14 protein-coding genes and 1 pseudogene are annotated in these 20,306 nt (G+C 57.0%); 5 read left to right on the forward strand and 10 right to left on the reverse strand.

Annotated elements, in window-relative coordinates:
* Positions 1-113: 113 nt before the first annotated feature.
* Positions 114-1,166: a glutamine synthetase beta-grasp domain-containing protein gene (locus tag QEV83_RS06755; RefSeq protein ID WP_280130449.1), complete on the reverse strand. Its 1,053-nt coding sequence runs from the start codon at positions 1,164-1,166 to the stop codon at positions 114-116.
* A 353-nt stretch (positions 1,167-1,519) separates the two neighbouring features.
* On the opposite strand from QEV83_RS06755, the gene QEV83_RS06760 reads away from it, so the two are divergent.
* On the forward strand, positions 1,520-2,347 hold the full coding sequence (locus QEV83_RS06760; protein ID WP_280130450.1) for an SAM-dependent methyltransferase: 828 nt from the start codon (positions 1,520-1,522) through the stop codon (positions 2,345-2,347).
* Between the two features lie 54 nt (positions 2,348-2,401).
* Here the strand turns inward: QEV83_RS06760 and glnA are convergent, their stop codons facing one another.
* From glnA to QEV83_RS06785, 5 genes are all read right to left on the reverse strand, one after another.
* Entirely contained in the window at positions 2,402-3,811 is a 1,410-nt protein-coding gene (gene glnA / locus QEV83_RS06765; RefSeq protein WP_280130451.1) for a type I glutamate--ammonia ligase, read from the reverse strand.
* Positions 3,812-3,883: 72 nt separating this feature from the next.
* Positions 3,884-4,222 (reverse strand): P-II family nitrogen regulator, encoded by a 339-nt coding sequence (locus QEV83_RS06770; protein ID WP_280130989.1) that lies wholly within the window; start codon positions 4,220-4,222, stop codon positions 3,884-3,886.
* Between the two features lie 337 nt (positions 4,223-4,559).
* Positions 4,560-5,171: a hypothetical protein gene (locus QEV83_RS06775; protein ID WP_280130452.1), complete on the reverse strand. Its 612-nt coding sequence runs from the start codon at positions 5,169-5,171 to the stop codon at positions 4,560-4,562.
* A 637-nt stretch (positions 5,172-5,808) separates the two neighbouring features.
* The gene (locus QEV83_RS06780; RefSeq protein ID WP_280130453.1) at positions 5,809-6,402 is read right to left on the reverse strand and encodes a response regulator; all 594 of its coding nucleotides are present in this window, start codon (positions 6,400-6,402) and stop codon (positions 5,809-5,811) included.
* A 155-nt stretch (positions 6,403-6,557) separates the two neighbouring features.
* Positions 6,558-7,271 (reverse strand): helix-turn-helix domain-containing protein, encoded by a 714-nt coding sequence (locus QEV83_RS06785; RefSeq protein ID WP_280130454.1) that lies wholly within the window; start codon positions 7,269-7,271, stop codon positions 6,558-6,560.
* Positions 7,272-7,464: 193 nt separating this feature from the next.
* Between QEV83_RS06785 and QEV83_RS06790 the strand changes: the two genes are divergently transcribed.
* Positions 7,465-8,208 carry a response regulator gene (locus tag QEV83_RS06790; protein ID WP_280130455.1) on the forward strand — a complete coding sequence of 248 codons (744 nt, stop codon included), beginning with the start codon at positions 7,465-7,467 and terminating at the stop codon, positions 8,206-8,208.
* An 11-nt stretch (positions 8,209-8,219) separates the two neighbouring features.
* Here QEV83_RS06790 and QEV83_RS06795 read toward each other — a convergent pair whose 3' ends face one another.
* The 3 genes and pseudogenes from QEV83_RS06795 to QEV83_RS06805 all read right to left on the reverse strand — a co-directional run.
* Positions 8,220-10,499: a PAS domain S-box protein gene (locus tag QEV83_RS06795; RefSeq protein ID WP_280130456.1), complete on the reverse strand. Its 2,280-nt coding sequence runs from the start codon at positions 10,497-10,499 to the stop codon at positions 8,220-8,222.
* Between the two features lie 239 nt (positions 10,500-10,738).
* Positions 10,739-11,254: a hypothetical protein gene (locus tag QEV83_RS06800; protein WP_280130457.1), complete on the reverse strand. Its 516-nt coding sequence runs from the start codon at positions 11,252-11,254 to the stop codon at positions 10,739-10,741.
* Positions 11,255-11,445: 191 nt separating this feature from the next.
* Positions 11,446-11,614, reverse strand: a pseudogene (locus QEV83_RS06805) (Hsp20/alpha crystallin family protein); the annotation flags it as partial.
* A gap of 381 nt (positions 11,615-11,995) precedes the next feature.
* On the opposite strand from QEV83_RS06805, the gene QEV83_RS06810 reads away from it, so the two are divergent.
* From QEV83_RS06810 to QEV83_RS06820, 3 genes are all read left to right on the forward strand, one after another.
* On the forward strand, positions 11,996-13,315 hold the full coding sequence (locus tag QEV83_RS06810; protein WP_280130458.1) for a site-specific integrase: 1,320 nt from the start codon (positions 11,996-11,998) through the stop codon (positions 13,313-13,315).
* Between the two features lie 547 nt (positions 13,316-13,862).
* Positions 13,863-14,942: an AI-2E family transporter gene (locus QEV83_RS06815; RefSeq protein WP_280130459.1), complete on the forward strand. Its 1,080-nt coding sequence runs from the start codon at positions 13,863-13,865 to the stop codon at positions 14,940-14,942.
* Entirely contained in the window at positions 14,939-18,955 is a 4,017-nt protein-coding gene (locus tag QEV83_RS06820) for an HAD-IC family P-type ATPase (protein WP_280130460.1), read from the forward strand. Before QEV83_RS06815 ends, QEV83_RS06820 begins: the two co-directional genes overlap by 4 nt.
* A 127-nt stretch (positions 18,956-19,082) precedes the next feature.
* On the opposite strand, the gene QEV83_RS06825 is transcribed toward QEV83_RS06820, so the two are convergent.
* Positions 19,083-19,586: an NUDIX hydrolase gene (locus QEV83_RS06825; RefSeq protein ID WP_280130461.1), complete on the reverse strand. Its 504-nt coding sequence runs from the start codon at positions 19,584-19,586 to the stop codon at positions 19,083-19,085.
* Positions 19,587-20,306: the final 720 nt, after the last annotated feature.

A 20,306-nucleotide genomic window follows, 5' to 3' on the forward strand; every position in this document is an offset into this window, starting at 1 on the left:
AAGGGGCGGCCGCCTGGCCGCCCCTTCAATGATGATGTGTCTTCAGCTCGGCAGCATCGACAAGGCGCGAGACGGCCAAAAAACGCCGCCCGTCCTCACCCTTGGCTGTGCTGTTAGCCGACCGCCTTCAAAGATGGTGCAGCGCTTGCGGACGTTGGCACGGTAGCGACCGTCTTCAGAATCCGGGAAGCGATTTGGTAGGGGTCGCCTTGCGAGTTCGGACGCCGGTCTTCGAGGTAGCCTTTGTAGCCACTTTTCACGAAGCTATGCGGCACGCGGATCGAGGCGCCTCGGTCAGCAATCCCGTAGCTGAACATATCGATCGCCTGAGTTTCGTGCAGACCCGTGAGACGCATGTGATTGTCCGGCCCATAAACAGCGATGTGCTCCGCTTTGGCCTTATCAAACGCGTCCATCAGCTTCTCGAAATACTCCTTGCCGCCCGTCTCGCGCAGATAGGTGGTGGAGAAATTGGCGTGCATGCCAGAGCCGTTCCAGTCGGTGTTTCCGAGCGGCTTGCAGTGATACTCGACATCGACGCCATATTTCTCGCACAAGCGTTGCAGGATGTAGCGGGCGACCCACATTTCGTCGGCGGCTTTCTTGGAGCCCTTGCCAAAAATCTGGAACTCCCATTGTCCCTTGGCGACTTCGGCGTTGATGCCTTCGTGATTGATGCCGGCATCAAGACAGATATCGAGATGCTCCTCGACAATCTGGCGGGCCATATCGCCGACATTCTTGTAACCAACACCGGTGTAGTAAGGGCCTTGTGGGGCTGGATAGCCGCTCTCGGGGAAGCCGAGCGGCCGGCCGTTTTTGTAGAAGAAATATTCTTGTTCAAATCCGAACCACGCACCCGGATCGTCGAGAATGGTGGCACGGGCATTTGTGGCGTGCGGCGTCACACCGTCAGGCATCATGACCTCGCACATAACGAGGACGCCGTTTTTGCGGGTGCTGTCAAAGAAAACGGAAACTGGCTTTAAAACGCAGTCCGAACTTCTGCCCTCGGCTTGCTTGGTGGAGCTGCCGTCAAACCCCCATAGAGGAAGTTGATCGAGAGTAGGAAAGTTGGTGAATTCCTTGATTTGAGTTTTTCCGCGAAGATTTGGGACAGGCGTGTAACCGTCGAGCCATAGGTACTCGAGCTTGTATTTGGCCATTATTTAGACTCCGTCCAGGATGATGCGGTAATGTCGCGGTTGAGTGCGGCGCTGGTTAATGGGCGCTGATCAGCTGGGCCGTTTTCCAGCCCAAAGGAACCGCTTCTATGTGCATCATTCATGCCATTTTTGCCCGGTGGGTGATCCGCCATTTCATGGGTCCAACAGCCAAGGAGCGACGCTTTGACCTTGTCGTTTTGCGGCTCTTGGCATGACGCGAGACGGGGCCACACCAAGGTTTTTTTGGGCACTCTGCTCATGTTTTAGGCATATCCAAACCAAAGAAACCCGAAAATAGGGGCGCCGGAAATCATCCCCAAATCCCAAAGGAAAAATCTTATTCAGGAGCACACATGGCCGCGATCGAAAATGTCACCGGAACAGCATTCGTCGTGGCGGAATTCCGGGCCGAGGAGGCTGCCGAAGCCAAGCCCCTCTATGAAGACAAAATTGTCCCGGTGTTTCTCAACGAGGACACAAAGCGCGCGGCGGCCCGTATTGCCGAGACCATTCCCGCCGTCAAGAAAATGGTCAGGATTAGAACGCGCTATCTCGATGACCGGCTGGACGCTCAACTGCGGGATGGTTGCAAGCAAGTGGTGATCCTTGGCGCGGGCCTCGACACGCGCGCGATCAGAAAACAAGCGCCGGACGTCGTTTATTTCGAAATCGATGACGAAACGACGCTCAGCTTCAAGAAAGCCACGCTTGCGGAAAACCGGCTGACTGCTGATGTGTCATTCATTTACGGCAACTATGTCACGGATGATTTCATCCGTTTGCTCATATCGAATGGATTCGATGGCTCCCGGCCCGCCCATTTCATTTGGGAAGGCAACACGATGTATTTGACAGCCGATTCCATCAGGCAGGTAATGGCGGATATCGTGCGGCATGTTCCCCAATTCACGCTTTCTTTTGATTATTTCAAGGAAGACGTGATCAACGAGGCCACCGGCGATGCCGCCGCGACGCTCATCACCGAACGCTTCGCCGCCATGGGCGCTCCGTGGCGCACGGGTATCGGTGATATTCAACGGCTCGCCGATGAAGCCGCCATGCGGCTCGTCGACAATGTCGCGACCGCCGAACTCCATCGTGCCTATTGGCCAGGTAAAGCATTGGAGACAGCGATTTTCGATTATTATTTTTTATGCACGTTGCAATCGCCAGCGCGGTGATGAAACGGCGCCGCCTATAGGCTGTAGAACCTACCGGCGGTGCCAGGGTCAGTTTTATAGGGAATAATACATGTCGAATTCGACCGGATGCGGGGTCATCTCGAAGCGCATCACCTCGGTCATTTTGAGTTCGATATAACTGTCGATGAAATCATCATCGAAGACCCCTCCCGCCTTGAGGAAATTGCGATCCTTGTCGAGATTGGAAAGGGCCTCGCGCAGCGAACCGCAGACCGTCGGGATTTTCTTCAATTCTTTCGGCGGCAGATCATAAAGATCCTTGTCCATCGCCTGGCCCGGATCGGTTTTGTTCAGGATTCCATCGAGCCCGGCCATCAGCATGGCGGAGAAAGCAAGATAGGGGTTTGCCATCGGATCGGGAAACCGCACCTCGACGCGCTTCGCCTTGGGATTGGACGTATAAGGAATCCGGCAGGACGCCGAGCGGTTGCGAGCCGAATAGGCGAGCAGGACCGGAGCTTCATAACCGGGCACCAGCCGCTTGTAGGAATTTGTTGAGGGATTGGTGAAGGCGTTTAGGGTGCGGGCATGTTTGATGATGCCGCCAATATAATAGAGGCATTCCTGGCTCAAATCGGCGTATTTGTTGCCAGCGAAAACCGGCTTGCCGGCTTTCCAGATCGATTGATGGACATGCATCCCGGAACCATTGTCGCCGTACACCGGCTTTGGCATGAAGGTCGCTGTCTTGCCATAGCTGTGCGCCACTTGATGGATGCAATATTTGTAGATCTGTAGATGATCCGCCATCATCGTCAGCGGCCCGAATTTCAAGCCCAGCTCATGCTGCGCAGAGGCCACCTCATGATGATGCTTTTCGACCTTGGCGCCCATTTGCGCCATGGCGGCCAGCATTTCGCCGCGCATGTCCTGCGCCGAATCCTGTGGCGGCACTGGGAAATAGCCGCCCTTCGTCCGGATCCGGTGACCGAGATTGCCACCCTCGTAAGCCGTGCCGGTGTTAGATGGCAGTTCCGTCGAATCGAGAGTGAAGCCGGTGTTGTAAGGGTCGGTGCTAAAGCGGACGTCGTCAAAGACGAAAAACTCGGCCTCGGGACCAAAATAGGTGGAGTCGCCGATGCCTGTGGAGACCGCGTAGGCTTCCGCTTTCTTGGCAATGCCGCGCGGATCGCGGTTGTAGGGCGCGCCCGTTGTGGGCTCGAGGACATCACAGACGATCGAGAGAGTGGGCGCCGCGAAAAAGGGATCAAGTACGGCCGTAGTTGGATCAGGCATCAAATTCATGTCGGATTCATTGATCGCCTTCCAGCCAGCGATCGAGGAACCATCGAACATTTGACCCTCGGTGAATGTTTCCTCTTCGATCAGCGAAATATCGAAAGTTACGTGCTGCCACTTGCCGCGCGGATCGGTAAAGCGGAAGTCGGCATATTTCACGTCATGATCCTTGATGTATTTAAGGACATCCTTCGCGGTCTTCATGATTTACTCCCTATGTAGAATTTATATTTTTGGGGCAAAGATGCAGTTGCCCAACTTAGCAGCAATTTCCAATCAAATCGCATCCGTTCCGGTTTCCCCGGTCCTTATGCGGATGGCGTTCTCGACCTCGGAGATAAAGATTTTTCCATCGCCAATCCGGCCCGTCTGCGCGGCTTTTCGGATGGCATCAGCGGCAAGATTGGCACTGGCTTCGGAGACCACGACTTCGATTTTTACCTTGGGCAGGAAATCGACGATGTATTCCGCTCCCCGGTAAAGTTCCGTGTGGCCTTTTTGGCGGCCAAAGCCCTTGACTTCAGTGACCGTAATCCCGGAGACGCCCGCTTCGCGGAGCGCTTCCTTCACTTCATCGAGCTTGAAAGGCTTGATAATCGCCTCGATTTTCTTCATAGGCATGATTTCTAGACTTTTTGGTTGTATTGCCACGGCAAATGAAAGAACCGCGCAAGCGGTGTGCTAACCGGCTCATACCATCTGCCAAGCAAACCTGCCAAGGAAAACTCATCAGGCGCGCAACGTGCTGAAATCAATGTGCAGGGAGGCCGTATCGCAGTACCCCCTCGCTATTTAGCCCTCGCCGGCGTGCCTAAAAATAGGGCGGCGATTGGCGAGACAGTCCGCGGCGTCCGCTGCAATGCAATGCGATGCGGACTTAAAGGCCGGACTGCGGCGTCGGAAACCGCCGCTGCAGCCGGGCCTATTCAGTTTCGTACAGCTCTGCTGTCGTTTATTTCAGTGGCAGTTCTTTACAATTCTCAATGATCGAGTAGGTCGCATCCGGCGGGTTCGTCTTTTGAATAAGAATACCCTCGGAAACGCTTTCTATATTGCCGCGATCGCCAGTCCCCGTGTCGTACACAACCTTGAAATTGTACTTATCGGCTTCCGGGCCGCCGGTTGGGTTATTTGTGGCGAGCGGGATAAGAAAATAGCCGGCATCGTCAAGTTTCTCGCCCTTCGCAACATCGGTCTGCGTAACGTATTTCGTGGCCAGGGCTTTCCCAATTCTTGGATCGGGATTTACGAAACGGCGAACCCAGCTATAGACATTTTTTTTCAGTGTTTCTGGATCGGATTGGTTCACATACAAGCGCTGCGGATCAAAGTAAAAACCAGACCCATTTTTCGTATTGTCGATCGTTTCGAGCTTGAAAACTGCAAAGGCTTCATCAGACTTTACTTTCTCTTCCGTGCCTGCTTCTGTCACATAGCTTTTGCACATACCGACTTGCTTGTAAGCAATGGTGGTCGGGTTGGCGGACTTGCCGCATCCTGACAGTGCGACCGACCCGGCAATCAATAGCGGAATCGACACGAAACATGTGCTTGACGTTTTCATGGTACCTCTTTCCTTGGGATGAGTAACGCGGCGGGATCTTCTGAAGCTTGTTTTGTTTTGACGGTTCGCGAGCACTTGGGGGGAGACTTCGCGCTCTGATCATACAATGAGGGGAAAGTAAATCACCTGTGGGACTTCCAACGACTGCCTTGGAGGTTTGCTCTGGAGTTTACGAAATCAGCCATGGATCATCAGCTCCGGTGCGTTTTCTTTTCCTCGATTATTTGAAAAGCCGGAAACATAACACCTCAAACGCAACACATTTCTGCATGAACAGCGAACGTTGGATGACAAATAGCGAGCTATTTGGCCAATTGGCTGGAGTCGCGGAATTTGGCGCCTCGTCCACCAGACTAAAGTATGGCACTACAAACAAATTGACGCCGGATCAAGCTCGAAAGGTGGGCCCAGAGCTTCTCGCCGGTTACTTTGGCCAGAACCCAGCGTTAACCGCCGCGCCAAAAGAGCGGCACGCGGTGCCGGCAAAGCGGGAATGCTTGCCGTGCGGGACACCGCCTCATGTGTCGGCCAAGCCGGTAAGGAACGGCCTAGCAGAAGGTCAAAGCCTTCTCAGGCATTTTCCCCACAGCAGGCAAGAAGACCATCGTCCAAGCGCAGCTGCATCGGGGGATTGCTTTTAATCTCGGCGTCCATCCTGATCCGCCGGGAACGGTGCAATACGGGGGAGCACATCGTGAATCATTCGCAAGATTGCGGCGCGCGAGACCGGCTTTCGGAGGGAGGGCGTTGTGCGGGTCAGGGCCAGGACGGCACCGTCGTCAGCCGCCGTGCTGAGAACGATGATCGGCGTCGTCTTGAGCCCCGGAATGGATCGAAGCCATTTGATTGCCTCGTAGCCAGGAACGTCGCGAAGCTGGACATCCATAACGATCAGAACGGGAGGGTTTTTGCGCGCGGAAATGATCGCATCGATACCCCTCTCCACGGCATCGACAGCCATCCCCGAACTCTCCAGAGCATCACGGCACAGCTGAAGGGTCGCAGGATCCGTTCCCACAATGAGCGCGCGCCAATCTGAGCGGCCAGGGGATGTCAAGAGCGACGGCATTTGATCCTCCGGCCGAGATGGACGCGGTGATACCGCGCTTGTAGCTGGTACAGGTATCGTGACCCCAGCGACCGGCACTCGCGCCGTGAATGCCGCCATATCGGCATCCGCGAAGGGATGTTTGAGCAGTTGTTCTCCCGTCGTTTTGCGCGACTTGATCATGAAGAATAGTTTCCCAAGCGCAGGATACAGGCGAGCCTTTTGACCGATGGATGGCAAGAGGATCGTAAGCCCTGCTTGTCGCCTCTTCGCGAAGGCTTGAAATGGCTTGTTCAATCTTCTCCTTCCAGAGGCGTGCGCCGATGGGTTGGGGTGGTTTAGTAGCTGGTATCGCCATCGCCTGCAGCCAATTCCTCGAGCTGGTTGCGGTCAAGAATCTCCATGCGATTTGGCGTGGGGAGAGCGATGAGCCCATCCTGTTTCAACTTCGTAAATGTTCGAGACACGGTTTCGATGGTGAGGCCAAGGTAGTCGGCAATATCGCTCCGCGTCATTGGCACATCCACTTCCTGCGTGCCGTCCACGCCTTGCTGCTTGGCGATCGCCATGAGGAAACTTGCGACTTTCTCCATGGCGGTCTTCCGGCCAAGAAGCAGCATCTGCTCTTGAGCCGCACGCAGCTCATGCGATGTCACGGCGAGCAACCGTTTCGCGAAGCCGGGTGCCTCGTCGATCAGGCGTTCGAAGGCCACCCGCCCATAGCGGCAGAGCGTCACCTCTGTCACGGCCTCCGCAGTGTAAACATGGATGCCTTCCGGAGCGAGGCCGACGAGATTGCCGGCGGAGAGGAAGCCAGTGATCTGTCGCCGGCCATCCGGGAGGAGTTTGACAAGCCGGAGCATGCCGCGCACGATCTCATAAACGCTGTTCGTCTCATCCCCTTCCGAGAATAGCGTCTCTCCCGGCGCCTTCCGCTGCAACGAACTGATAGCCGTAAGATGGCTGTTGCCTTGGCGTTCTTGGCTGATGGAGAGGGAAAAGCCCGCGAAGTTGGTCTTGGCAACGGCGCTCGAGACAGCTTGTGCGTACATGGCTCAACCTCTTCCTCATATGGGACCTGGGCCGCCCCATGTGTCCGGTGAAGGTGAGGTTTAGAGGAGCCATGTCACTGGTTGATGCCGGACGACTTGGCTTTTAATATCCGAAAGAGACGGAATGTAACGCTTTGTGACAGGTTCTCCATGTTCGTTTTTTCCCCCGCGGGACACAAATCCCGGCTTTTACATGAGTGACCAATTGCATGTGCTGGTCGTCGATGACGAGCCGCGCATCCGGACGCTGCTATGGCGCTATCTCGCCGATGAGGGTTTCAAGGTAAGCGAGGCTGGAGACGGCGTGACAATGCGCGCCGTACTTGAACGCGAGGTGATAGATCTCGTGTTGCTCGATCTGATGATGCCGGGTGAGGACGGGCTTTCCCTTGCCCGCTATATCCGGCAGCGGTCGGACATTCCCATTATCATGTTAACCGGGAAGGGCGATTTGATTGACCGCGTGGCGGGGCTCGAAACAGGGGCGGACGACTACATCACCAAACCCTTCGAACTGCGGGAAGTGCTTGCTCGCATTCGAACTGTCATGCGCAGGGCAGGTCCGCGCATCAGTGCCGCCGCGGTCCAGTCCGAGCCGGCCACCGGCGAGAATACCAGCGAGGTTCTTGTGTTCGAAGGCTGGCGGTTCGATTTGCTGAGGCGCGAACTCCGGCGGATGACGGGCGAACTCGTGCCCCTCACTGCCGGAGAGTTCGAACTTCTATGTGTCTTCGCCCGCCGTCCCAATCGCGTGCTGAACCGGGAACAATTGATCGACCTCGTCAAGGGACGCGAATGGGCCTCCTACGACCGGGGTGTCGATACGCAGGTGATGCGGTTGCGCAAGAAAATCGAGTCTGACCCAGGCAACCCCTGCCTGATCAAGACGGTTCGCGGCGCCGGCTATGTGTTCGCCGCAGCTGTGACTCTTGGTTGAACGGAACGCTGTCACCCGCCCAAGAGCTCGCGCAATTTGGCGTCGAGGTCATTGATGCTGTACGGTTTGCCAAGCCAATCCACATCCGCCGTTAGAGGACTGCCCTTGACGACTGCGGGCTCGGCATAGCCAGAGGTGACCAGGACCTTTAGCTCGGGGCGCCGCTTCCGCGCCTCCTGCGCAAGATCGAGCCCCGTCATGCCGCCCGGCATTACAATGTCGGTAAAGAGCACATCGATTGGCTCTTCGCGGTCGAGAACAAGCAATGCAGCAGGACCGCTATCGGCCTCAATGACAGCATAGCCAAGCTCTTTCAGACGGCGCACGGAGACCCTGCGCACACGCGGATCATCTTCAACGACGAGGACAGTCTTCCCTAGGGATTCTGGCCCAACGGAAGCGGTGGCTCTCTCTGCCTCTGCTCTCACGGCGCCGGCATGCTGCGGCAGGTAGAGTCGCACGGTCGTCCCATGCCCAGGTTCACTGTAGAGCTGCACATGCCCGCCAGATTGTTTCACGAAGCCATAGACCATACTTAAGCCAAGCCCGCTGCCCAGACCAGGTCCCTTCGTCGTATAGAAGGGTTCGAACGCGCGCTGCCGCACTTCTGGGGTCATGCCAGAACCGGTATCCGTCACTGCGAGCGTGATATATCTGCCAGGCATGAGATCCGCATAGGCGGCAGCATAGTCTTTATCGACCTCTGCCACGGCTGTCTCAATAATGAGCTGTCCGCCTTCCGGCATTGCATCGCGCGCGTTGATCGCCAGATTGAGAAGGGCATTTTCGATCTGTCCCGGGTCGGCCATGGTTTGCGGCAGCCCTCCGGAAAGCCGGGTCTCGATCTCGACCGTCTCGCCGAGTGTTCGCCGCAGCAATTCGACCATGCCACCAGCAAGAGCATTGAGATCGGTCGGCTTTGGGTTGAGGGGCTGGCGGCGCCCGAAGGCAAGCAGCCGTTTGGTAAGCTCGGCGCCAAGCTTCGATGCCTCCTGCGCCTCATTGAGAATTTCGCGATGTTCGGCAATCGTGAGCCGCCGCTCCAGAATCTCGAGATTGCCGGAGATGACCGTCAGAAGATTGTTGAAATCATGGGCGACACCGCCGGTGAGCTGGCCAATGGCTTCCATCTTCTGAGCTTGGCGGAGGTCCTGCTCCAATTTGATGCGTGCCGTCAGATCCCGGATAAAGCCGGTGAAGATGTGGTTCCCGGCAAGTTTCACCTCGCCGACCGCGAGTTCCATCGGAAAGATTGTGCCGTCCTTGCGCTGTGCCTCCACTTGACGGCCGATGCCGATGATATGCTTTTCGCCGGTTTGCAGATACCGGCTCACGTAGCCGTCATGTCTTTCCCGATGCGGCGCTGGCATGAGCATCTTAATATTGCGCCCAATGACCTCGCCGGACGCATAACCAAACAGCTTCTCGGCGGCGTTGCTGAAGGATTGGATGATCCCCTTCTCGTCGATCGTGACGATTGCGTCGGGGGCGGTCTCGAGAATAGAGCGCAGCCGTGCCTCCCGTTCCTTGAGCATGGATTGGGCGCGTCTGGTTTCGGTGATGTCCGCATTGAACTCAAGGACCGATATGGGACCGCCATCGTCACGCCGGTACAAGGCCCATCGGCTTGCGACCGCCACGCGCCCGCCATCGCGCCGCGTGCAAACAAGTTCCCCATGCCATACTCCTGTATCTAGTAGCTCGGCCTGAATTTCTGACAATGGAACCGGAAACTCCGTCGCGAGAAGTTCATGGGAGCAGCGCCCCGTGGCCTCGTCCTCCCGCCAGCCATAAAGCGCCTCAAGACCTCGTCCCCAGAGCAGGATCTCACCATTGAGTTTGCGCACCATCGCTGGCACAAGATCCAAGGCATGCGCGATTTCGTCGCGACGCTCCTGCCTTGCTTGGAATTGCGCTTCCCGCACTTTGCGTTCAGTGATGTCGTTAGCAATGCCATCGAATCGCACCGGCCGGCCACCCTCGCCATACGCGATCGTTGCTTTGTCTTCCAGCCAGCGCTCCTCGCCATCGGGGCGAAGGATGCGGTACTGAAGAGTTATGGTGCCTTGTTCGATCAGTTGGGGAAGCATTTTGGCAACCCGCGGCCGATCTTCCGGGTGAACAATGCTCATGAAGAGCTTTGGGTCTGCATAAAAGGCGCTGGCCGTTCGGCCATAGATCTTTTCGGCGGCGGGGTTAAGGTAAAGCGTCTCAAACGTATCCGCGGCGATGGACCATACGGCGGTATCGATGGTCGCAAGGATATTTGCAAGTTTCTCTTCGGTTACCATGCGCGATTTCGGAGTTGTCTGGTTGAGGCGTTCGGTGGGGCATGACCTTGGCTTGGACTTCACGGTGTTCGGAGCCAATGAGGCGCAGGCTCGTTTTTGACAGCAATCCCGCACCCCGATTTCTTTTAGCCGCTCTTCATCCAGCCGCCTTCTAGGGTTCCAGCCGGCCGCCAGATAACCCCTTCAGCGACCGCAACCGCCCCGTACCCGGGCTTGCCTATCCTAGAAGATGAGGCAAGTTAGTTGGTTAAGGTTCTGTGGTCCACCTTCTTCCAGAATTGGCCGGTTTCGGACTCTAATCCCAGAGTGCACAACCGCGACGCCAGTTCATCTTGGCTATTGCAAAGGCGGATTCGAACGGCTGCGCAGTTGAGTTCTTGCGCCCGGGTTTCTGTGGTGCCGAGCAAGGCTCGTATCGTGGACAGTGAATTCGCGACATCGACCGCCGTGAAAAAATGGACAGCAAGGACACGGCCGAATATCAATTCCATGTCTAGACGGTAGGCGAAGAGTCCGCAGAAGCATCCCGCCGAGTCCCGCAGACCAACAATCCCGCTCTCTTGGGAAGCTGCCGGGTTGTTGAAAAACTCCACGTAGTTCCGCCATGAAGTCATCTCCACGACGGGCCAAGTTGCTTGAACGAGCGGGAGCGTCAGGGGAATCAAATCACCAGACAGGATGACTGCGTCGAAGTTCATAAAACAAAGATGATCATTTGTGACGCCGCCATCATTGACTTGCATCATGAAGGTCAAGAAGAAGTGTCCACGTGTTAGGCCGCTCTGTTCCTTATGAGATTAAGCGGGTGCAATTTATGGTGAGCACCCGCCGCGGCGCAAAGACGACGCTGGTGAGTGAGAGGGAGGCCTCGCCGGGGCCTCGTTTATGTCACCCGCCGAACCAACAATCGGCTAGCCTGCCTTGACGCTGATCGTTTTCTCGCTTTTTACGCCTCGGCCGGCTTCGGCAGCTTGATATTCAACACGCCCTTGGCAAATGTCGCTTCGATTTTTCCTGTATCGATGCCTTCAGGGACTTTGAATGAACGCATATTTGAATGAACGCATAAACGAGCCATAGCGGCGCTCGGAGACATAATAGTCCTTCTCACGTTCAATAACCGTACCCCGCATCTCGTGCTTTGACTTGAATCAAGACGCCTCGCCGGCGAATCCTGGATATTCCGTTCATCATAGGAGGAAGATGAATCATCTCGTTTGCGCGGCTGCGTAAGCAGCATAGCCGACGCTATAATGTGGCCCAATATGCATTGGGCGCGTCGCTATGAGGATGGAATGGTCGGAGTGGCGGGATTCGAACCCGCGACCCCTAGTCCCCCAGACTGAAGGTGTAGCTATCATCCTGTTTCCCCGTGTCGTTAAGTTGTTAATTTATCGAGAGTATAGTTGTCAGATCATTCCTTCTCATTTCTAATGTGTCGCATCCGGTGGTCACCATGTGGTCACCAAAGTCTAGATCGGGACCGGGGCAGTAGGATGCCACATTCATCCATTAAACTTACGAAACGAGCGATAGACGCAGCACCTGCCGGAACGGTGCGGCGCATCACTTGGGACACGGAGCTGCGAGGGTTCGGGGTCAGAGTCGAAACCAGCGGCACAAAAACGTTCCTCATCCGCTACCGGCCGAAAGGCAACGGGCGAAACGGTCCTAAGCGGTTCGTGACTATCGGCCGGTATGGGGCGATGACGCCCGAGCAGGCGCGCAACGAGGCTCGCAGCAAACTCGGAGCCGTCGCAAGGGGAGACGATCCGGCCGAGGCGCGCGATCAAGCCAAGGGTGCGCCTACCCTATCGCACCTTATTGAACGATTTCTCGCCGAGCAGGTAAGCGTGAAGAAGAAGGCGAGCACGGCGGCGCTCTACACGCATTATCTTAAAGCGCCGGTCATGCCGACATTAGGGAGCAAGAAAGCCGGCTCGGTCTCGTACGGGGACATCGCGAAGCTGCATGGTGCGATTGGCAAGACAAGACCGGTGACGGCCAACCGCGTTATTGCGACCCTTTCCGGTTTGTTTTCTTATGGCGCAAAGATTGGGGAACTCCCCCCTGACTTCAATCCCGCAAAAGGCATCGAGCCTTACAAAGAGCGGCCCCGCCAGCGCTATCTCAGTACCGCAGAGTTGGCCCGTCTGGGAGGCGCTCTTCATGAGGCTGAGACCATCGGGCTGGCGTGGCATGCCGACGAAGCCAAGGAAAAGGCCAAACATTCGCCAAAGCCGGAAAACCGGTATCGGACGCTCGACCCCTATGCCATCGCCGCGATCCGTCTCTTGCTGCTGACCGGCGCCCGTCTTCGAGAAATTCTGCACACGCGTTGGGACTGGTTCGATACCGAGCGCGGCATGTTGCTCTTGCCCGACTCCAAAACTGACGAAAAATCGATTTATCTCAGTTCTGCCGCCCTCTCGATCCTGGACGCGCTGCCCCGCATCCATGGGAACCCGCATATATTTCCCGGCGCAGCAAGGAACGAGGATTGCGAGGGCAAACCGCGCGCCGATCTGAAGAAACCATGGGCGGCCGTAACAAAAGCCGCGGGGCTGCCAGGTCTGCGAATCCATGATCTCCGGCATACATTCGCGAGCTACGGTGCCGGTGCACATCTGGGCCTCCACGTGATCGGAACCTTACTCGGGCACGCGCAACCACAGACGACGCAAAGATATGCTCACTTGGATTCCGACCCGATGCATCGCGCCGTCAACACGATAGGTGCCACCATCTCAGCCGCGATGAAGAGCAATCCGAGCACCGAGGTTTTGCCGCGGAATCGCGCCGATGGCCGAGGGTAGCCGACACCCTATTGGCATCCGAACTCTGCACGCGAAGTTGGCTTCGGTCGGCGCGCCTGGAACAGGTCCAGAAACTGTGATTCACCTTGCTTCACCTCCGCCGATTGGTCCAGCCGCCCCAAAAGCCTGAGTGAGACTGCAGCGTGCTCGGCCACTCACAATAGCAATTATTGGGGCGCTTATCGTTACGGAACTTGTTCGGATAATTCTTATTATCAAAGGACGCTTCGCCAGCTATTCGCATAGTCTTCGTACGAGGTGAACTGGACGGATTATGAACAGTCATTGTACATCGCCATGGCTGGCATCGATACACCTCATTGTGAGAATATCTCAGTTCGTGAGTCCTCGGGGCATGATATTTGAGAATTTCGGCGCGCGCTCTCGCTCTTCGACACTTTTATTTGAGAATTGGTACGGTGCCTTTGCCGTGGCAAGCCTCCAGCTAATCCACACCAGCCGCTCCCGGCGCTGAAGAGTTCTTGTTTATAAGTGCAAGCCTATTAGACCAGTTTTCGGGCCTCAGTCCCTGACGGACGGAGATTTCATGAGCGTCGAAGTACCGGAGCACGAAACCACATCGACCGCAAACAATTGGGAACCGAGGAATCTGATCCACGCACTGGTCCTGATGCTGGCAACTTTTGGCGGGGTCTACATTTGCTACCTGCTGGCCATCCCATTTTTGTCTGCTCTCACCTGGGCGCTCGTGCTGGCGATTTTGTTTGCTTCCGTTCACCAAGCAATCGAGGCCAGATTGAAGAGGCCCAACCTTTCAGCCACGATCTCGGTCCTGGTGGTGGCGCTGATCATCGTCGTGCCGGCGACGTTCGTTGCCGAGCGTCTCATCAGTGAAGCAGCAAAGGGTGCAATTGTCATCCAGGCACAGGTCGAGGGAGGCGCTTGGCGGCGTGCAATCGATGCCCATCCATGGATTGCACCGATCGACCGATGGATTGAACAGCAAATCAATCTTCCCGCGATTTTCGGGAACGTCGCGTCCTGGCTAACAAACACCGGCGCATCGTTTGTTCGCGGGTCGGTGGTTCAACTCCTCGGCGTTGTGTTCACCTTCTACCTGCTCTTCTATTTCCTACGGGACCGTCGTATTGCACTCGAGGCACTGAGAAATCTTTCACCGCTCTCACATGCGGAGATGGACCGACTTTTCCGTCAGATCGTGGATACTGTTCACGCCACGATCTATGGGACCGTGGTTGTTGCTGGCGTGCAGGGCGCTCTGGGCGGTTTGATGTTTTGGTGGCTCGGTCTCCCCACGCCACTGCTTTGGGGGCTTGTCATGGCCTTATTGGCCGTTGTGCCTGTCTTGGGTGCGTTCATGGTTTGGATCCCAGCAGCAATCTTTCTGGCGCTCGACGGCAGCTGGGGGAAGGCCATAATCCTCGTCTCGTGGGGTGCGCTGGTCGTCGGCACTATAGACAACCTCCTGTATCCGATGCTGGTGGGAAACCGCCTGAAGCTGCATACCGTTCCAGCGTTCATTTCTTTGGTCGGCGGTCTGGCGCTGTTTGGCCCGGCCGGTATTGTCCTTGGGCCGATGGCGATCACGACGACCTTGATGCTTCTTGATGTCTGGCGAACACGGATCGCGGAGCCGAAAGATTGACAACGGAACGGCCCGGCCAGCCGGTGAGCAAGCCCTGGCATTGCGAGACAGCTGATGAGGTACTCGAACGCCTAGGCGCTTCGGCGATCGGATTGACAAATGCGGATGCGCGGAAATTGCTCGCAGAGCACGGACCGAACGCGCTGAAGGAGGCCAAGCCGATTAGCCCATGGGCGATCTTTTTCGCCCAATTCAAAAGCGTTGTCATCTGGGTCCTCATCGGCGCGGGTGCACTATCCGGCGTGCTGGGTGAGGCAATCGACGCATTCGCCATTTTTGCCATAGTCATTCTGAACGCGGTGGTTGGCTTCTATCAGGAATTCAGCGCCGAGAAGTCGATCTCCGCGTTGATGCGGATGACAGCGCCCCAGGCGAAAGTGCGGCGGGACGGCGCGGTGACGAGTGTTGCCGCCACCGACCTTGTTCCGGGAGACATCCTTGAGCTCGAGCCCGGCGATGTCGTTGCGGCCGATGCGCGGTTGCTGAATGTCTCGTCACTCACCTGCGTCGAGGCAATGTTGACCGGCGAATCGGAGGCCGTTGTCAAGAGTGCCGAGACGTTGGACCAGCCGGAACTCCCACTCGGTGACCGGAAGAACATGATCTTTATGGGCACCAGCGTGGCGGCCGGATTGGGGCATGCGGTTGTGGTCGCTACCGGAATGCAGACCGAAATCGGACACGTTGCAACTCTCATCGGCGACGCAGGCGAGGACAAAGGAGCACCACTCCAGCGGAAGCTCGAAGCGTTCGGCCGCATCCTCCTTTGGGTCACCCTTGCGATCGTCGCGCTGCTCTTCGGGCTTGGACTGGCCCGCGGGACGGAATTCTTCGAACTCTTTCTGACTTCGGTGAGCCTTGCCGTTGCCGCCCTGCCTGAGAGTTTGCCGGCGGTCGTCACGGCGGCACTTTCCATTGGAGTACTGCGGATGTCGCGACGTCGCGCCTTGGTGAGGCGACTGGCGTCCGTGGAAACGCTCGGTTCAACGAATGTTATTTGCACCGATAAGACAGGAACCCTCACTGTCGGCCAAATGACTGTACGAGCGTTATTCGTTGCCGGCCAAACCTATGAAGTCACGGGTGAAGGCTATGGACCGGAAGGCGACACCCGCATCGAGGGTAAGGCGACCGATGACAGCCACGCCACGCCGTTGCGACAGATGGCCGAGATCCTCATAGGCTGCAACAACGCGCACCTCGAACGAATAAATGGCACCTGGAACGTCATCGGCGATCCGACGGAAGGCGCGCTCCTTGCAGCCGGACACAAGGTCGGAGGCCGCAGGGATGAACTCGAACGAGACATGCCGAAGCACCACGAGATCCCGTTTGACTCCGACCGCAAGCGCCACTCGGTCGTGCGTTTACTCCCCGACGGGCGGCACCGCGCATTCGTGAACGGCGCTCCCGAAATGCTGCTTGCGCGCTGCGCGTACATCTTTGGTGACTCCGGCATACGCCCGATGACCGAAGCGGATCGCGCACAGGTCACTGAGCAAAACGCCAAACTTGCAGGGCAGGCATTGCGCGTCCTAGGATCGGCATTTCGCGACTTCGATCCTTTGTCGCCCGACCGGCTCACAGCAGAGACAGTCGAGCGTGATCTAGTTTTCGTCGGGCTTACTGGATTATACGACCCGCCGCGGCCAGAGGCGAAAGATGCGGTGGCCAAATGCCATGCCGCAGGCATTCGGGTGGTAATGATCACCGGTGACCAGCCCCGCACCGCAATTGCAATCGCTCGCGAGCTCGGCATCGCCGACGATGCGAAGGCGCTGTCGGGCGCCGAACTCGATGAGCTTATGGACGACATGCTCCGCGAGCGCGTCCCAAGCATCACTGTCTATGCCCGCGTCAGCGCCGAGCACAAGCTCCGCATCGTTCGAGCCTGGCAGGCGAACGACGCCATCGTAGCTATGACCGGCGACGGGGTAAATGACGCCCCCGCGATAAAAGGCGCTGATATTGGAATCGCGATGGGCCGAAGCGGGACCGAGGTAGCAAAGCAGGCATCCGATATGATCATCACGGATGACAATTTTGCGACCATCGTCGCTGCCGTTGGTGAAGGTCGCGGGATCTATGAAAATATTCAAAAGACCGTTCAATACCTGCTTTCTGGCAACAGCGGCGAACTTCTGCTGATGACCGTCTGCGTCGTCATCGGCCTGCCCGCGCCATTGCTCCCTATCCACCTGCTGTGGATCAACCTCGTCACGGACGGACTGCCCGCACTATGCCTCGCGACGGACCAAGTTGATCCCGCAGTAATGCAACGGCGCCCACGCCCCCAGCATGAGCGTATCGCCGACGGCGGCTTTCTCAAGATGATGCTTCTTACCGCCGTTCTGACCGCAGGCGTGTCGTTCGCCGCATATGCATACGGCCTTAAGTTCACGACACTGGAGCTTGCACGCACCTATGCCTTTACCGCACTCGTCTTTGCCGAGCTCCTCCGTGCATTGGGCGCTCGCAGCGCAACTCGCCCCCTGTGGCTCACGAATATGCGTTCAAACATCAATTTGCTCGCGGTCATTGGCGCATCAATCTCTGTCCAGGTCTGGAGCCAACATAGTGAACTGTTGGCGCGATTCTTCAAAACGGCACGGATGTCCTATCAAGACGGCCTGATCTTACTGGGCGTATCTGCCTTCCCATTGATTGTGCTCGAAATCATCAAATCATTCCAACGTTATGCTGTGCCGGACTGGGGCGCCGACGATCGAACGGGTGGAGCCGCAACACCTAGCGCAGTTAGCGGACGAGGCGGTACCTGGCAAGGCGCGGGCACGAGGGGCTTAGGTTGGCAAATACCGGCCGCCGCCGGGGTCGTTCTTCTGGCTTTCGGGGGCGGCTGGCTCACCTGGTCCTTGTATCGGGGCACAGCGGCGCATTACGTCACGCAGAAGATCGAACGCGGATCGGTCGTCCGAATCGTGACCGCTAGTGGCGTCATTGGGCCCATTGCAACCACGCCAGTCGGCGCGCGCGTGTCCGGCGTGATCAAGGCGCTCTCCTGCGATGCCAATATGAACGTGAAGGCTGGTCAAGTCTGCGCAAAAATCGATCCGCGTCCCTATCAAATCGTGGTGGATCAGGCCAAGGCCGATCTGGTGGAAGCCGAAACTCGGCTCGAAAATGACAAGGTCAGTGTCACCCAAGCAAAAGCGGTCTTCGAGCGCGAGCAGAACCGGGCGAAGCGTCGGGCCATTGCCCGGAAAGCGCTCGTCAAGTCACGCAAGGCCTATGAGCAGGCGCTAACACGGATGAAGGGCGACGAGAGGACAGTCGCCCAGCTCCAAGTGGCGCTCCATTCTGCTGAGATCAACCTCGGTCATACCGATATCGCTTCGCCGATTGATGGAAGCGTGATCTCGCGCAACATCGAAATCGGCCAGATGGTTTCAGCGGGCTCGGAGACTCCACCGCTCTTCCTCATTGCCGCGGATCTCACCTTCATTCACATCGACACCAATGTCGGCGAGAAGGACATCGGCGAGGTCAAGCTCGGCGACAAGGCCACATTCTCGGTCGCGTCTTTCCAAAACTATCTTTTTTCAGGAGAGGTGACGCAAATCCCGCAGTCGACGCAGACAGATCAGCACGTCGCGGCCTATGATGTCGTCATCCGTGCGGCCAATCCGGATCTGTTGCTCAAACCTGGCATGCAAGCGACCATCCGAATCGTTGTAGATAGGCGCGACGACGTCCTCCGCGCGCCCAATCAGGCACTGCGCTATTCGCCTAGGGATCTAGTAGTCCCGAACGACGACGGTAGTCCAGGGATGCCGCCGGATGGCTGGTCGCAGCTCTGGATCCTGCGCGATGGAAAGCCGACAGCGATCACCGTCCGACTCGGTCTCGACGACGGTGCCTACACGGAAATCGTCGAACGCGAGGTACGGCCCGGCGATGAGCTGATCATCGGCGAAAGTGGCGGCGTCTTGCCTCCGAAGATAAAGGAATGCATCCCGACCGCTTGCCGAGAAACGAAAAACGTGCACCCTTAAGGTGATGCGGCGCGCCTAAGCCCTTGAGCTATCTCTCCCAATCCTTGTCAATCAGCCGGCGGTTGCGGTTGAGCGTTGCCGCGGTTGAAATTGTGCGGAGCTGGCGGCGATCCTAACCCCATAGAGATTACAGTTTCTGCCTTAGTTTAGTGTTAGCGGCGAGCCGTTCCATGAACGAGGAGATTAAACTCCTCAAACTTTTCTCTTTAATTAACGACAATGCGACCGTTGGCTCAAGCCATCGAGCAACTCGCTGCTCCGATTCCGGCCAAGTCTTGCTCTGCCGCTTAACGAGCAGCGGAAAAAGCCGCACGTCACAGGGGATTGTAATTCCATCGTCAACCGAGCTCTTTTCGTAGGAGAAAATTCCTATCGACTTCGTCTTGACAGAGCCTCGTACACCAGCTTCCTCATAAGCCTCACGGGCAGCAGACTTCGCCGGCTTCAGGCCTTTAATCGGCCAGCCTTTGGGAATGATCCACCGCTTCGTCTGCCGGCTGGTGACGAGGAGAATCTCAGGTGCACCAGATTTCGTGAAGCGATAGGGCAAAGCGCCGTATTGCACCCGAACAGCGTGTTGCGCTTTAAGTACTTTTTTTCTTGTTGGAATCTGTCTTATCCCCTCAGTCATCGATCAAAGCCGGACCGACATGCGCGTCCAAGCGCGGGCTTGATCACGAAAATGCGTGTAAGACCTTACATCTGTGGGTGACCTACGCGTTAAAGAGCCTCTCCGCAAGTCAGATTGAATTCCGGACACTGGAACGCGCGCTTCCCTAGGGACGAACGCAAACAGACATGATCTGGTTACGACGTCGGTAAATGCAGCGCTCAAAAGCAACCCCCATTGCGGAAGCAGACGGGGCCTTGAACGGCGGTTGAGATCTGCGTATGTTGCAGGAATGTGGATCATGGTCCTCCGGCGGTTGCTTTCCTTGTCGGGACCGCAGTTCAGGCGATGCCGTCAGCGCGCTTGATGGCGTCGGAGTGTGGGCATGCCACGCAAACCATGACCGGCGACTGCTGTACGAAGAGATGGCTATGAAAGACCATGCCATGCCAGCGCCACTGAAACAGACGCCGTGCAAGGGCATTTCGCTCGATTGTGCCAATCAGGTGGGTTGTATCTCTTCGGCGGCGCTTCCAGCGCCGTCAGCGGCACTTGGGTCTCCAACCGCAATCGGACGCGTGACATATTGGCCGCCCCTTATTTCGCGAGCCGGGCTGTCGATCAAACCCGGCCTCTTCCCCCCTATAGCGAACCGCATAGCCGCTTAGTTAGCCATCGCACCGCGCGGGCGTACGCCTCCGCGTTCCGGCGTATCAAGCGCGCTTCTAAACACGCGGTTTC

This window comes from Methylocapsa sp. D3K7, from assembly GCF_029855125.1.
Taxonomy (GTDB): Bacteria; Pseudomonadota; Alphaproteobacteria; order Rhizobiales; family Beijerinckiaceae; genus Methylocapsa.

Coding starts and splice junctions, on each gene's coding strand:
- QEV83_RS06790 (WP_280130455.1), top strand. CDS start 7,465: ATGAGTGACCAATTGCATGTGCTGGTCGTCGATGACGAGCCGCGCATC.
- QEV83_RS06815 (WP_280130459.1), top strand. CDS start 13,863: ATGAGCGTCGAAGTACCGGAGCACGAAACCACATCGACCGCAAACAAT.
- QEV83_RS06760 (WP_280130450.1), top strand. CDS start 1,520: ATGGCCGCGATCGAAAATGTCACCGGAACAGCATTCGTCGTGGCGGAA.
- QEV83_RS06755 (WP_280130449.1), bottom strand. CDS start 1,166: ATGGCCAAATACAAGCTCGAGTACCTATGGCTCGACGGTTACACGCCT.
- QEV83_RS06795 (WP_280130456.1), bottom strand. CDS start 10,499: ATGGTAACCGAAGAGAAACTTGCAAATATCCTTGCGACCATCGATACC.
- glnA (WP_280130451.1), bottom strand. CDS start 3,811: ATGAAGACCGCGAAGGATGTCCTTAAATACATCAAGGATCATGACGTG.
- QEV83_RS06770 (WP_280130989.1), bottom strand. CDS start 4,222: ATGAAGAAAATCGAGGCGATTATCAAGCCTTTCAAGCTCGATGAAGTG.
- QEV83_RS06780 (WP_280130453.1), bottom strand. CDS start 6,402: ATGATCAAGTCGCGCAAAACGACGGGAGAACAACTGCTCAAACATCCC.
- QEV83_RS06825 (WP_280130461.1), bottom strand. CDS start 19,586: ATGACTGAGGGGATAAGACAGATTCCAACAAGAAAAAAAGTACTTAAA.
- QEV83_RS06785 (WP_280130454.1), bottom strand. CDS start 7,271: ATGTACGCACAAGCTGTCTCGAGCGCCGTTGCCAAGACCAACTTCGCG.
- QEV83_RS06810 (WP_280130458.1), top strand. CDS start 11,996: ATGCCACATTCATCCATTAAACTTACGAAACGAGCGATAGACGCAGCA.
- QEV83_RS06775 (WP_280130452.1), bottom strand. CDS start 5,171: ATGAAAACGTCAAGCACATGTTTCGTGTCGATTCCGCTATTGATTGCC.